The 13,380-nt window shown below is 73.0% G+C and carries 8 protein-coding genes, 1 other RNA gene and 1 pseudogene; 6 read left to right on the forward strand and 4 right to left on the reverse strand.

Going from position 1 to position 13,380, the window contains the following annotated elements; translation table 11 throughout:
* Positions 1–306: 306 nt before the first annotated feature.
* Positions 307–3,165 carry a septation protein SepH gene (gene sepH / locus ACWCSD_RS34185; protein WP_449921129.1) on the forward strand — a complete coding sequence of 953 codons (2,859 nt, stop codon included), beginning with the start codon at positions 307–309 and terminating at the stop codon, positions 3,163–3,165.
* A 100-nt stretch (positions 3,166–3,265) separates the two neighbouring features.
* On the opposite strand, the gene ACWCSD_RS34190 is transcribed toward sepH, so the two are convergent.
* Both ACWCSD_RS34190 and ACWCSD_RS34195 read right to left on the reverse strand, forming a co-directional pair.
* Complete coding sequence (locus ACWCSD_RS34190; protein WP_449921131.1) at positions 3,266–4,717, reverse strand: PH domain-containing protein; 1,452 nt, start codon at positions 4,715–4,717, stop codon at positions 3,266–3,268.
* Between the two features lie 80 nt (positions 4,718–4,797).
* Positions 4,798–5,319 (reverse strand): PH domain-containing protein, encoded by a 522-nt coding sequence (locus ACWCSD_RS34195; RefSeq protein ID WP_358284587.1) that lies wholly within the window; start codon positions 5,317–5,319, stop codon positions 4,798–4,800.
* 958 nt (positions 5,320–6,277) lie between these two features.
* Between ACWCSD_RS34195 and ACWCSD_RS34200 the strand changes: the two genes are divergently transcribed.
* The 5 genes and pseudogenes from ACWCSD_RS34200 to ACWCSD_RS34220 form a co-directional block, all read left to right on the forward strand.
* On the forward strand, positions 6,278–6,847 hold the full coding sequence (locus ACWCSD_RS34200; RefSeq protein ID WP_397163486.1) for a YbhB/YbcL family Raf kinase inhibitor-like protein: 570 nt from the start codon (positions 6,278–6,280) through the stop codon (positions 6,845–6,847).
* A gap of 199 nt (positions 6,848–7,046) precedes the next feature.
* Positions 7,047–8,426, forward strand: coding sequence for a hypothetical protein (locus ACWCSD_RS34205; RefSeq protein ID WP_449921135.1), 1,380 nt, complete (start codon positions 7,047–7,049; stop codon positions 8,424–8,426).
* 98 nt (positions 8,427–8,524) lie between these two features.
* Positions 8,525–10,720, forward strand: coding sequence for a SulP family inorganic anion transporter (locus ACWCSD_RS34210; RefSeq protein WP_449921136.1), 2,196 nt, complete (start codon positions 8,525–8,527; stop codon positions 10,718–10,720).
* 33 nt (positions 10,721–10,753) lie between these two features.
* Entirely contained in the window at positions 10,754–11,770 is a 1,017-nt protein-coding gene (locus ACWCSD_RS34215; protein WP_397163481.1) for an NAD-dependent epimerase/dehydratase family protein, read from the forward strand.
* A gap of 297 nt (positions 11,771–12,067) precedes the next feature.
* A pseudogene (locus tag ACWCSD_RS34220) lies at positions 12,068–12,322 on the forward strand (DUF7144 family membrane protein); the annotation flags it as partial.
* Positions 12,323–12,405: 83 nt separating this feature from the next.
* On the opposite strand, the gene rnpB reads toward ACWCSD_RS34220, so the two are convergent.
* An RNA gene (rnpB, locus tag ACWCSD_RS34225) (RNase P RNA component class A) lies at positions 12,406–12,796 on the reverse strand.
* Positions 12,797–13,019: 223 nt separating this feature from the next.
* Positions 13,020–13,380: histidine phosphatase family protein (locus tag ACWCSD_RS34230; RefSeq protein ID WP_449921139.1), on the reverse strand; the 361-nt coding region annotated here is incomplete at its 5' end.

Below are 13,380 nucleotides of genomic sequence, written 5' to 3' on the forward strand. Positions count from 1 at the left end.
TGCCGGTCGTGGAGGCGGCGCTGCCCGGCGGCGCGGTGGAGGTGGTGGTCGTGCAAGTTCGCTGAAGTGCACAACAGCACGCGCCGCGATTCGCCAGAATCCGTCGAGGAGCTCTAACCTCCTCATGCACAGCGGCGGGCGTTAGAGGAAATGGAATCCACAAATGTGACCGGCGTCACATCGCCCCCGGGGCTTCCCAGGAAGGCGATGTTCGGACATGCCGGGTACGGTGCTGGCAGGCAACCGGCACACGCGAGAGACTCAAGGGTCCGGGGGAAGAATGGCGACGCTGACGAAGGGACTCGCATGCAGGAGCTCCGACTCGTCGCGGTGAGTGAGGACGGCACCTATCTCGTGCTGGCTACTGCCGGGCGAGGTACGCGCTTCACCCTTCCCGTGGACGACCGGCTCCGTGCTGCCGTCCGCGGCAACTTCTCCCGTCTCGGCCAGTACGAGATCGAAGTGGAGAGCCCGTTGCGCCCCAAGGAGATCCAGGCACGCATCCGCGCCGGAGAGACAGCGGAAGAGATCGCCGCGACCGCCGGGATCCCGGTCGAACGAGTCCGCTGGTTCGAGGGCCCGGTGCTGCAGGAACGGGAGTACGTCGCCCAGCAGGCGCAGCGCGTCGCCGTCCGCATGCCCGGGGAGACCGCGCCCGGTCCCACCCTCGGCGAGCTGGTGGCCGAGCGGCTGACCAGGCGCGGCGTGCCCACCGACGAGATCGACTGGGATTCGGCCAAGCGCGACGACGGGCTGTGGCGGGTCAAGCTCGGCTACGTCTGGAACGGTCACACGCGCCACGCCGAATGGCTCTTCGACCCGCGCAAGCGCCACGTCTCCCCGCACGACGACGAGGCCATGCGCCTGTCGTCGGCCGACTTCGATCCCGAGCCCGCCGTGGTGGAGGACACCACGGTCACGCCGTTCGCGCCGCGGGTGGCCAAGCTGCAGCCGGTGCCGCCGCTCGCCTCCGACCCGCTGCCGTTCCCCTCGGTCGTGCGCCGCGAGCCGGAGGAACCGGCCGTCGGCTACACCCCGCCGCCCAGGCCCGCAGACACCGGCGGCTACGGCCGCGGCCCCGACCTGCCGGGGCGTGACCTCGCGGGGCGCGACGTCTCCGGGCGTGACATGCCGTTCGATCGGCCGTCCCCGGGGCGGGAGAGCGCGTCGGACGGCTCGTCGTCCCTGCCCGAGACCAGCCGCGCCCCCTTCCGGGGCGAGGGCTTCCACCCGGACCCGTCCCGTGCCGAGGGGCAGCGCGGGGAGCGTGGGGAGCGCGCTGAGGGCCAGCGTGGGGAGACCGCGGGCCGCGAGACCGGCTTCGGCCGCTCTCCGGACGCCTCCTCCCGCCGCGGCGGCACGTCGCCGTGGCTGCCCGACTTCGGCTCGGGCCGTTCAGGCGAACGCGACGACTCCATCTACGCGCCCGCCACCCCGCCGCCCTCCCGCCCGCTCGCCTCCCACCCGTCACCCGCCGAACCCACGACATCCACCCAGCCCCCCGCCGCCTCGGACCTCCGTCCGCAGCCGCCTGCCACCCCGGACCTCCGTCCGCAGCCGCCTGCCACCCCGGACCTCCGTCCGCAGCCGCCTGCGACCCCGGCACCTGGCACACAGCTGCCGGCCGGCCCGTCGCTGGATGGGGAACTATCGGTCAGTCCGTCGCCGGGTGCGCAGCCGCCCGCCGCTCCGGAGGCCGGCGCTCAGTCGCCTGCCGCTTCGGAGGCTCTTGGTCGGCAGGCGGCGGTGTCCGCTCCCGAGGTCGCCGCCACGTCGGCGGCTCCTGAGGTCCTGCCGACGTCGGCCGGTCCTGAAGGGCCTGTGACGCCGCCGTCCTCGCCGACGGCCGCCGGGGAGGGCACGGTCCAGCCCGACGCTTCCGTCCCGGCCCCGGCCCAGCCCGCCACCTCGACACCCGCCACCTCGACGCCCGCCGCCGCGGCGCCCGTCCAGCCGGAGCCCTCCGCCACGTCCGACGTGCAGCAGGAGACCGCGGCCACCACGGAGGCCCAGCCGACGGGCTCGGCCGTGGATGCTCAGCTCTCCGCGACGCCGGAGGCCGACGCCACGTCCGTCTCCGCCACGCCCGAGACCGACACCACCGGTTCTCCCGCGCCCGAAGACGCCGCCACCACCTCCGACACCGGCGACGCCCAGGTCACCACGCCTGAGGCAAGCGACTCCGCCGCGCCCTCGTCGGACGCCTCGACGGCCGGTGCGACGGCCGGTGCGATGGACGTCCCGGACGCCGCTGCGGAGGCTTCCTCCGCCGCAACCGCCGAAACGCCCACGGTGGCCACCACCGACTCCACGCCCGCCACCACCGAGGCGACCGCCTCGGACGTGACGTCAAGCGCACCGACCGCCGCGGAGCCCGCGCCCAAGACGCCCGAATCCACCGAGCCGGAGGACGCGGCGACCGCAGCCTCCCAGCCGGAGAACGCGGCAACCGCACCGCAGGCGCAGGCCACCACACCCACGCCGACCACCGAAAACGCGCCGACCGCGGCAACCCCGGCAGCCACCGAGGACGCCCCGGAAGCCGGCACGACCGCCGAGGCGGACGCCACCCCTCAGGCCGAGGCTGTCCCGACCGAGACGGCGATGCCCGACGCACCCGCCGCCGAGACATCTGCCGCCCAGGACGCACCGGCCGACGAGCCCTCAGCCGCCACCTCGCAGGACGTGCCGGCCGACGAGACCGACCAAGAGTCCTCGACCGCTCCGGAGCCGGCTGCCGCGAAGTCCCCGGACGCCGAGCAGGAGCGCCCGGCGACGGCACCGGAGCCCGCCGCCCAGGACGTGCCCACCGAGGACGTGCCCGCCCAGGACGTGCCCGCCCAGGACGTGGCCGTGCCGGAGGCGTCCGTGCCGCAAGCGCCCGAGGAGGCGTCCGAGGAGGTGGCGGAGAAGGTCGAGGTGGCCGAGAAGAAGGCGCCCGCGCCCAGGCCCAAGCCCGGCCCCGGCGCCCCCAAGGGCACCCCGCCGGTCCCGGCCGCGCGTCCCGGCAAGGACGACGCCAAGGGCCCCGGCAAGGACGACGTCCCGGTGCCCTCTCCGCCGCCCGCTCCGGCCGCGCGTCAGGCGCGCAAGAACTCGCGTGGCCGCCGAGCCTCCGTGCCGACGTGGGACGAGATCATGTTCGGCGCCCGCCGCCAGGACTGACCCGCACCCGATCAAGCGACCACAGGCCGCGCCCACCTCGACAGGAGGGCGCGGCCTCGGTCGTTCGAGAAGGACGTACCGCGGTGTTCGCCGAAGGCGTTCAGTCCTGTGGCGGGACGGTGTGGGGCCGCATGAACGGGGCCAGCCACTCCGGCGTCACCTCGGCGGGGAACGCCGCCCCCTGAGCCTCCGAGACGTCCAGCGCGTCGTAGCCGCCCTTGCCCGCTCCGACCCCCGCGATCAGCGTCAGCACCCCGGCCCGTCGCTGGAACCAGGTCTGGCGCAGCCGCCAGCCCACCACGGCCCGGCGTTCGATCACCGCCTCGGCGCGGCGCAACGAGCCCGACCGGACCACCAGCCGGGCGCCGTCGTAGCCGTGCCCCAGGGAGGCGTACCGGTCGAGGCCCAGGAACACCCCAGCGCCCGCCAGGAGCAACGCCAGGACCGTCAGGATCCACCAGAGCATCATTCCTGTGGCCCACGCCCCGGCGGCGCTCAGCGTGGCCAGGAGGAGCCAGGGGAAGACCGCGCGGAACAGACGGCGGTTGCGGGCGATCGGCGGATGGGCGCGCAGGGTGGAGCGGAAGGGGCCCACGGCGTCGGCGGTGACGCCGACGGCGACCTGGCGCGGCACGTCGGGCAACAGCTGCCCGCGCGTCTCGGAGTCGCCGAGCCCGGTCACGATCGCCCAGACGCGTACGACCCCGGCCAGGCGTTCGGCCAGGCCGTCGACGATCTCGTAGCCGCGCACCCGCCGGGACTCCAGCGACACGCTGCGCCGGTTGATCAGCCCGCGTTCGGCCACGAGGTAGCCGTCGCGGCGGGTGAGCCTGAAGTCCCAGTTGAAGACCGCGTACATCACGCCGCCGACGAACGGCATGGCGACGACCAGCAGCAGCGCCACGACGAGCAGCAGGTAGGGGTGCTCCCACAGCCACTCCCCCGCGCTCCAGGCGGCGTCCTGGCCGAAGCCCAGGTCGTCGCCCCACTGGAAGGCCAGCCCCACCGCGCCGCCGGCGAGCGCGAACGGCGTGAGCAGGTACGCCCCGGACAGCGGCCCGTACAGGAGCCACCGGCGCGGGACGGCGATGATCGGCCGGTTCACGGGCGCGGGACCGGGCCCGGGGACGTGCTCGGCCTCCCTGACCTGGACGGCACGGCGCAGCAGCACCGCCTTGAGGCGTTCGGCCTCGCCCAGCGTGACGCCGTCGAGCGCGGCCTCCTCGTCGTCGCCGCTCGCGCCCGTGTCGACCTTGAGCACGGCCAGCCCGAGAATGCGGTGCATGGGCGGCGTGGACACGTCGACGCCGCGCACCCGTTCCAGCGGGATGGTCCGGATCGAGCGGCTGATGAGCGACCGCTTGGTCTCCAGGCGGTCGCCGACGATCTCGTACGTGAAGGTGGCCCAGCGGATGACCGCGAACACGACGGTGCCGACGACGCCGAACGCCGCCCACGCGTAGGACCTGGCCGAGAAGCCGCCCACGAACAGCACGCCGACCAGGGGCAGCAGCAGCGAGGGCAGCATGCGTACCGGGTCGATGAGCAGCACTTTGGGGCTCAGCCGCTTGGGCGCGGGGGGCGGGGGCGGCGGAGGAGGAGGCAGAGAGGGCGGTGGTGGTGGCGGCTGGGTCACGTGGCGTCGTCCCTGAGCTCTTCGGCGCGGTGGGCGAGCCGTTCGGCGAGCCCGGCCGCCACCTCGAAGTCGAGGCCCTTGATTGTGGACGAGCCCGCGTGCGAGGCGGTGCGGATCTCCAGCGTGGCCAGGCCGAGCAGCCGTTCCATCCACCCCTGGCCCTTGTCGACCGTCTGGATGCGGCTCACCGGCACGAACACCCATTCCCTGGTCAGGAACCCCGACCTGGCGTAGACGACGTCGCCCGACAACTCCCAGCGGTGGACGGCGTACCTGATGAACGGCTCCGCCGCCAGGAACGGCGTCAGCACGACCCCGACCACCAGCGGCAACAACCAGGAACGCGCGGCGAACCAGGACGGCACCCACGACCAGCCGCTGCCGCCCACCCACCCGGCCACCACGGCCGAACCGCCCACGAAGAGCACGAATCCGATCGCCGCCTGCAGCAACCACAGGCGGCGGGCCTTGGGCGAGACGCGGTGCGCGGGGTCACGCAGTGGGCCTTTTGACGTCACAAGAACCAGCTTAGGGCGCACGCCCCGAAAGACGATCTGACCCCGACCCCGAGATCTCTTCCATCCCCGGCACGGCTGCCAAGGCCACCCACGAAAGGCATCCCCACAGCCAGGGCCATCCGGCCCTCGGGGGGTCCGGAGCCCAGAGCCGGTGAACGGGCGAAAGACGCTGCCGGTCGGCAAGCCCGAGCCAGCGGGCAGAAGCCAAGGGGCCGGGGGCCTGGGGGCGGAGGGGATCCCTCTGCTCGGGGCTTGGGAGCGCAGGGCCCGCACCCGCTGGAAGCACGAGGGCATAGACGACGCCCAGGCTGCTCGGAGGGTCATAGGCCAAGAGCCGAAGGGAGTCCGGCCCGGCCTAGGAGCGCCAGTGCCTGCCCCGGCGGCATTGCGCAGGCCCCCGCGTGCACCACCCGGCGGCAGGTAAAGAACGGACGGGCGGCGCGGCGTGTCGGACGGCCGGCCGGGGGCGGTGGGTGCATGCTCGGTGGCGGCCGGCCGCAGGCTGTCGTGCTGGGCCACGTCGGCGGCGCCACGTTCGTGCCATCCAGGCCCGGCGGCGCGTTACCGCACCACGCGCGAAACGCCCTCACGAAGCGTGGCAGCCGCCGTCCGCCCGCAAGCCACCGCGGACGTGCCAGCAGAGACCTGGGCAGCGGCCCCCAGCGCAAAGCACATGTGCCTCGTGCGGCGCATCTGAATTTTGCGTGCCGGGCGCCGTCCGAAACCATGCCCGTTTTGTCCTGTGAGCTCGCGCGCCGCGACCGCGCCGCCCGCCCCGGGGAACGGGCAGGCCAGGAAGGTCATCAGATCGTCACCCCCGAGCCTCCGCCGACGGCGTCCCTGTGGCCAACTTCACCCCCAGGATCCCCGCATTCTGGCCGGTTTCGGCTCCTTTACCGACGACCGACCATCGGGAAACGGTCTGCGCACCGCCGAGACCCGCGTAGCATCATCCGGCATGGGGCTGTGTAACACGGCATCACGTGTGAGGCGGGCCGCTGTCAGTGTGACAGTGGTGGCTTTCGCGCTCACCCTGTCAGGTTGCGCCGCCCTGGGCATCGGAAGATCCCAGGCCAAGGAGATCGCGGAGATCAACGTCTCGAGCCCGGAGTTGCGCGACGGCATGCCGCTGCCGAGCGAGTTCTCCTGCCGAGGCCGCCAGGGCAGCCCGCCGCTGCGCTGGTCCAGCGAACCCTTGCCGAAGGCGAAGTCGATCGCGATCGTGGTCGATTCCCATACTCCCTCCGAATCGGCCGTTCACTGGGTGCTCTACAACATCCCGGCGACCACGACCGAGCTGGGGCCGGGTGCCGCCGAGAGTCCTCCCGAGGGCTCCGGCCAGGCCACGGTGACCAGTGGGAAGGCGGGCTACGAACCGCCCTGCAACACTCCGGGCAGCTACCGGTTCACCGTCTACACGCTGAACGACAAGGTCGAGGCGAGGGAGGGCGGCCTCCCCGAGATCTTGAAGGAGATCGCCGACCACACGATCGCCCGGGGCCGGCTGACGGCGGTGAACATCCAGTGACAGGTCGATCACCGCAGGTAGACCGGATGAACCAATTCTTTGCGTAGGGTGTGACAACTCTCATAGTGGTCCGACAGAATCAGATCCAATTGTTAGGCATTGGTGATCAAAGGGGGCAGATCGCGTCGATGGCCGCGCGATCTCACCGATGCCACAGGGAGGCCATGGCTTTGAGGGTGGTGCAATGATCGCGGTCGTCGTGAGCTTGGTCGCTGTCGTGCTCCTCGTGCTCGTCGTCGTGGCACTGGGCATGCGTTCCATGAACCGCCGGGAGAGCTCTCTCCCTCCGGAACGGCTGAAGGAGATGGCCGAGAAGGAGGAGATGACGCACGCCCGGTCCACCGACGAGTTCGCCGCGCACGAACCGCGCATGGCCAATTTCAGCCCCGACTTCTCCCCGATCGACGAGGTGAAGCCGAAACCGGTGCGCACCGGTCAGCGTGGCAGGCGTGGCGTCGACGAGTGGGGCAACCCGACCACCGACCACGAGGACGAGGAGTTCTGGGCGAACATCCGCAGCGACGCCGAGGAGGGCGGTTTCGGCGCCGGCGGCACCGTGGCGGCCCGGAAGGGCGCCTCCCGTCCCGTCGAGCGTGAGCAGCCCGCCGAGCGCCGTGAGCGTCCCGCGAAGCCCAAGCCCGTGGCCGCCGCGGCCGACCCCAACGCCGCGACCGTCCAGGCCCCTCTGCCCCAGCGCCAGCCCGCCGCCGCCGCGGCCAACCTCGCCGACCTGGTGGAGCCCGCCAAGCGGCCCACCCCCTCCGCCTCCGACATGGCCGACCAGCGCACGGTGACGTTCGCGGCGCCCACGCCCGACGTGCTCAGCCTCCTCGGCGGCGCCCAGCCGGTCGTGCCGGCCTCCCGCCCCGAGCCCCTGCCCGCGAGCGGCGCCCAGCCGGCCGTCCCGGCAGCGGGCGGCTCGTTCCCCGCCAACCCGGCCGCCGGCGGCGGGTCCTACGCGGGCGTCACCTCCAGCGGGTCCTTCCCGGTCGCGCCCGTCGCGCCGATCCACGGCGCGCCGACCAGCGACCCGTTCCCCGCGTACAACAACGCCGCCAACAACGCGGCCGACGCTCTCGAGACCACCTGGACGGGCGCGCCCGCCGCGGCCACCTCCGGCTCCTGGCCCGCCGCCTCGCCCGACATCCTCGACGACCCCTCCCCCGCCTCCTACGGCGGCCCGGCGAGCTCCTGGCCCGCCTTCGTGGAGCAGCCCGCCGCCACCGCCTCGCCGGTCGCCGCGTTCCCGGCCTCGTACGAGGTGCGCGCCGGCTGGGCCGTGGCCGACGACTCCGGCTCGCCCATCACGGGCCCCTCTCCGGCCACCGGCACGCCGACCGTCCCCGCCCGCGCGGTCTCGGCCTATGACGACGTCCTGTCGGCTCCGCCGGTGCCGCCCGCGCCGTCCTCCATCGCGTACGAGACCGGCGACTTCACCGCCGGGTCCGGCCCCGCCTGGCCCGAGCCGCCGTCCGGCACGGCGAACTGGCCGACGTACGGCGGGCAGTCGCAGGGCGCGGCCGCTCCCGGCCAGGCCGACAACGGCGGCGGCCGTCGCCGGGCCCCCGAGCAGGACTAAAACGACTACTACCGGTGATCTCCGGCCCCTTACCGAATGAGTAAAACCCCCGCGACGACCCCCTAAAGCGGGGGTGGCGCACCACTAGGGTTTCCGACATGATCGGCGATACCCTCAGTAGCTGGTTGCGTACGCTACGGCATGATCTACCCGCTTCGCTCGTGGTCTTCCTCGTCGCAGTCCCGTTCTCCCTGGGCATCGCGGCGGCCTCGGGCGCCCCGCCGGCGGCCGGGCTCATCGCCGCCGTCGTGGGCGGGGTCGTGGCCGGGTCGCTGGGCGGGTCGGCCGTCCAGGTGAGCGGGCCCGCGGCAGGGGTGTCCGTGGTGGTCGTGGAGCTGGTGCGGACGCACGGCTGGCGGGCCACGTGCATGATCACGCTGCTGGCGGGGGTCGTCCAGCTCGTGCTCGGCGTGGTCAAGGCCGCCCGGGTCGTCCCGGCCGTCTCCCCCGCGGTGCTGCGCGGCCTGCTGGCCGCGGTCGGCGTGATCCTCGCGCTCTCCCAGCTCCACGTGGTGCTCGGCGGACAGCCCCAGCTGTCGGCCCTGGCCAACCTCGCCGAGCTGCCCGGCCAGATCGCCGGCCTGCACGGGCACAAGATCGCGCTGGGCCTGTTCACGATCATGGTGCTGGCGTCGTGGACGCGGCTGCCGGCCCGCGTCAGGGTGGTGCCCGCGCCGCTGGTCGCGCTGCCGGCCACGGCGGGCGTCGCCTGGCTGGCCGGCTGGGACGTCACCCACCTCGACCTGGCGGGCAGCTTCTCCGGGTGGGGATTCCCCGTGCTGCCGTCCGCCGACTGGCACACGATCGTGGGCGCGGTGCTGCTCGTCGCGCTGCTGGGCAGCGTCGAGTCGCTGCTGTGCGCGTCCGCCGCCGACGGGACGCACCCCGGCCGCCGGGCCGACCTCGACCAGGAGCTGACCGGCCAGGGCGTGGCCAACATGGTGTCGGGGGCGCTGGGCGGGCTGCCGATCGCCGGCGGCGTCGTCCGTACGGAGGCGAACGTGCGGGCGGGCGGGCGCACCCGGTCGGCGGCGATCCTGCACGGGGTGTGGGTGCTGGGCTTCGCGGTGGGTCTCGGCTGGTCGGTGCGGCTGATCCCGCTGGAGGCGCTGGCGGCGCTGCTGGTGTTCACCGGCGTGCGGATGGTGGGGCTGGCGCGCGTCAGGAAGGGCCGCGGGCACGGCGAGGTGCCGGTCTACATGGTGACGGCGGCGACCGTGATCGTGCTGGGCCTGGCCGAGGGGGTGCTGGCGGGGGCGGCGCTGGCCGTGCTGCTGGCGCTGCGCCGGCTGACCTGGGTGAGCGTGCGCAGGCGCGAGGAGCCGGACGGCCGGCTGCACGTGACGATCAGCGGCTCGCTGACGTTCCTCGGCGTGCCCAGGCTGACGCACGAGCTGCGGTCGATCCCCGCGGGCACGCCGGTCGACCTCGACCTCACCATCGACTTCATGGACAACGCGGCCTTCGAGGCCATCCACTCCTGGCGGCTGGACCACGAGCAGGCGGGCGGCACGGTCGACCTCGACGAGCCACACGACGAGTGGTACACGCTGGCGGCCGGCGGGGCCCGCGCGTACCCCGGCAGATCGCCGGACCGGCGATGGGTGCCGTGGGCGCAGCGGCGGACGCGCCCGCAGCGCCGCGCCATCCCCGACGACGGCGGCTCGACCCCGGCGACCTGCACCGAGGGGGCGCGCGACTTCCACCGCACCACGGCGCCGCTGGTCCGGCCGATCTTCACCGAGCTCGCGCACAAGCGGCAGCCGACCCACCTGTTCATCACGTGCGCCGACTCCAGGATCGTGCCCAGCCTGATCACGGCGAGCGGTCCCGGCGACCTGTTCACCGTGCGCAACATCGGCAACCTGGTGCCGCGCCGCGGCTCCGAGCCGCACGACGACTCGGTGGTGGCCGCGATCGAGTACGCCACGCAGGTGCTCGGCGTGCGCACGATCACCGTGTGCGGGCACTCGGGATGCGGGGCCATGGCCGGGGTGCTCAGCGCCGGGGTGCAGGCCGGCAGCCTGCCTGGGCTGCGGCGGTGGCTGCGGCATGGGAACCACAGCCTGGCCAGGTTCATCGAGACCGAGGGCGACCGGCTGCACAAGGGGGCCCTCGACGTGTTGTGCCGGGTGAACGTCCAGCAGCAGCTGGAGAACCTGCGCACCTACCGGAAGGTGGACGAGCAGGTCAGGGCGGGCAAGCTGGAGCTGGTGGGCCTGTACTTCGACATCGGGTCGGCGCGGGTGCACCTGGTGCCGCCGCTGCGGTCTTCGCTCTCCGTGAAGTTGTGAGCCCGCGCCCCGCCGGGCGCCGAAGATGGGTTCATGAAGATTTTGCTCATCGGCGGCACGGGGTTCCTGGGGCGCGCCATCGCGGAAGAGGCGTTGGCGCGCGGCCATGAGGTCACGACGTTCAACAGAGGGCAGAGCGGCGACGACGTGCCGGGCGTCGAGACCGTGCGCGGCGACCGGGAGTCCGTCGCCGACCTGGAGCGGCTGGCCGACGGCCGGTCGTGGGACTTCGTGGTGGACACGTCCGGGTATGTGCCGCGGGTGGTGGGCGAGTCGGTGCGGGCGCTGTCGGGCCGGGCGGCGACGTACGCGTTCATCTCCAGCGTCTCGGCCCTCGACGGGTTCCCCGCCAAGGCCGCGACCGAGGACACCGGCGGATGGCCGTGCGAGCCCGACGCCGGTCCCGACGACGGTGACTACGGTGTGCTGAAGGCCGGGTGCGAGCGGGCGGTCGAGCAGGGTTTCGACGGCAACGCGCTGATCGTCCAGCCTGGGCTGATCCTCGGCCCGTACGAGAACGTGGCCCGGCTGCCCTGGTGGCTGACCCGCATCTCGCGGGGCGGCCGGGTGCTGGCGCCCGGCGATCCCGCCGAGCCGATGCAGCTCATCGACGCCCGCGACGTCGCCATCTTCACCCTCGACCAGGCCGAGCAGGGCGTCGCCGGCCGCTTCGCGGTGACCGGCCCGGCGGGCAACACCACCTACGGCGAGTGGCTGGAGCTGTGCAAGCAGGTCACCGGGTCCGACGCGGAGTTCGTCTGGATGGACGCGGAGTTCCTGGTCGCGCAGGGGGCCGGGGCGTTCGTGGAGCTGCCGCTGTGGGGCGGGCCGCCGTCGGAGGAGAACGCCAACTTCTGGAGCGTGCCGACGGGCAAGGCCGAGGCGGCGGGGCTGCGGGCGCGTCCGGTCGCGGAGACCGTGCGTGACACGTGGGCGTGGCTGCGGGAGATCCCGGAGGAGCAGCGCTCCTACGGGCGCAGGATGGTCCACGGGATGGCCCCGGAGAAGGAGGCCGCCATCCTCGCCGCCTGGGACGCCCGCTCCGCCTGACCCCGCAACTGCCGTCAGGGCCTCGGTGGAGACGCCGTCGGGGCCCGGCCGAGGTGTCGTCAGGGTGCCGAGGCTGGCAGGCATCCCCGGAGGCGGCTGGGTTTCCGCCCCTCGCCGCCGGGCGCCTGACGCGTCGTCGAAACCTTGTGAGCTGGGAAGACGCATACAGCTCAGCTCGACGGGCAGGTGACTGCCGGTGTACGTGAACTCACGGGGGAGGGTTCGACGATGACGTACCAGAGCAGGCCCGTAACGGGCTGGGTGGGCTGGGTATGGTTCGCCGGCATGCTCATGATCATGGCCGGCGTGTTCAACATCATCACCGGTCTCTACGCGGTGATCAACAGCGGGCTGTTCGTCCGCACACCATCCCGCCTGCTGTTCTTCAACGTCGGCACTTGGGGCTGGATCCACCTGTTGTTCGGGGTCGTCCTGCTCCTGACCGGTATCGCGGTGAGCGTGGGGCAGACCTGGGCCCGCATCGTGGCGGTGGTTCTCGTCATGATCAACGCGATGACGCAGCTGACCTGGATCGCGGTCAACCCGTGGTGGTCGCTCGCGGTCATCGCGGTGGACGTACTGGTGCTGTACGCCCTGATCGTGCACGGCCGCGAGGCCCAGGAACTGGGAGGTGAGAGACGAGCCGGCCTGTAGGCCGGGTTCTGTCCTTCGCGAACGAAGGGGCGACCATCCATCTAGGGCCGCCGTTGCCGGCGGCCTCAAGCGGTCTACCCGCGCGGCTCGGGCGGGCAGCCCTCGAACGTCGCGCGCGGAACGCTCCGGAGAGCGTCCCTTCTTGACCTTGCTCCGGGTGGGGTTTACCTAGCCGCCCACGTCGCCGTGGGCGCTGGTGGTCTCTTACACCACCCTTTCACCCTCACCTCCCACCGAGGCGGGAGGCGGTCTGCTTTCTGTGGCACTGTCCCGCGGGTCACCCCGGGTCGGCGTTACCGACCACCCTGCCCTGTGGAGCCCGGACCTTCCTCGGCGGGCCCGAAGGCCCGACGCGGCCGCCCGGCCGACTCGTCTTCAGGGAGGTTATCAAACCTCAAGCCGTTCCCAACCGAGTCGCAAGATCGATTGGGTGGGATGGGCATGTCACCGCCTGAGGGGGGCGGAGGCAGCAGCGGCCGCGCCGGGATGTTCTGGCGGCTCCCGGCGCGGCCGCGCTCAACGCCCCGCAGGCTGGTCGAGGCACGGCTTCGCCACCGCTGCGCTCAACGCGAACGGGTCGTGTCGCCGGGCGTGGTCAACGGAGGTGGGCGGTGTCGTTGAAGGACTTCACCACGGCGGGGCCGTCGGCGTAGTACTCGATCAGCGACAGGCAGGCCAGGTCGAGGTGCATCCGGTAGAGCGCGCCCAGAGGCGCCGTGAGGGCCCCGCGCAGCAACATCTTGATCGGTGTCACGTGGGAGACGACGAGGACGGTCTTGCCCTCGTAGCGCTCCACCAGCCGCTCCCCCGCCGCCTGGACGCGGCGGGCCGCCGTGGCGAAGCTCTCGCCCCCGGGCGGCGCGGCGTCGGGGCCGGCCAGCCAGGCGGCCAGCTCGGCGGGCCACTCACGCTGGACCTCGGTGAACGTGTGCCCCTCCCAGGCGCCGAAATCGGCT

The organism is Nonomuraea sp. NPDC001684 (assembly GCF_053596515.1).

Bases quoted from the DNA above. Each gene is read 5' to 3' on its own strand.
- sepH (WP_449921129.1), top strand. From the start codon at position 307: ATGCAGGAGCTCCGACTCGTCGCGGTGAGTGAGGACGGCACCTATCTC.
- ACWCSD_RS34200 (WP_397163486.1), top strand. From the start codon at position 6,278: ATGGGGCTGTGTAACACGGCATCACGTGTGAGGCGGGCCGCTGTCAGT.
- ACWCSD_RS34210 (WP_449921136.1), top strand. From the start codon at position 8,525: ATGATCGGCGATACCCTCAGTAGCTGGTTGCGTACGCTACGGCATGAT.
- ACWCSD_RS34215 (WP_397163481.1), top strand. From the start codon at position 10,754: ATGAAGATTTTGCTCATCGGCGGCACGGGGTTCCTGGGGCGCGCCATC.